Consider the following 261-nt stretch of genomic DNA (forward strand, 5'->3'; position numbering starts at 1 on the left):
AACTGGCTGGGCACCGATGACCAATCCCGCGACGTGCTGGCGCGGGTGATCTTCGGCGCCCGGGTGTCGATCCTGTTTGCCCTGGCTCTCACCGCCATCAGCGCCGCCATCGGCATCGCGGCCGGTGCGTTGCAGGGATATTACGGCGGCTGGGTCGACTTGCTCGGGCAACGAATATTGGAAGTGTGGTCCGGGCTGCCGGTGCTGTATCTGTTGATCATCCTGTCAGGGTTTGTCGAACCGAATTTCTGGTGGCTGCTG

General features: G+C 62.5%; 1 pseudogene. It reads left to right on the top strand.

Annotated elements, in window-relative coordinates:
• Nucleotides 1–261: pseudogene (locus tag HX786_RS32120) on the top strand (ABC transporter permease); the annotation flags it as partial.

The sequence above is a fragment of the Pseudomonas sp. 21615526 genome, assembly GCF_013386245.1.
In the GTDB taxonomy this organism is placed as follows: Bacteria; Pseudomonadota; Gammaproteobacteria; order Pseudomonadales; family Pseudomonadaceae; genus Aquipseudomonas.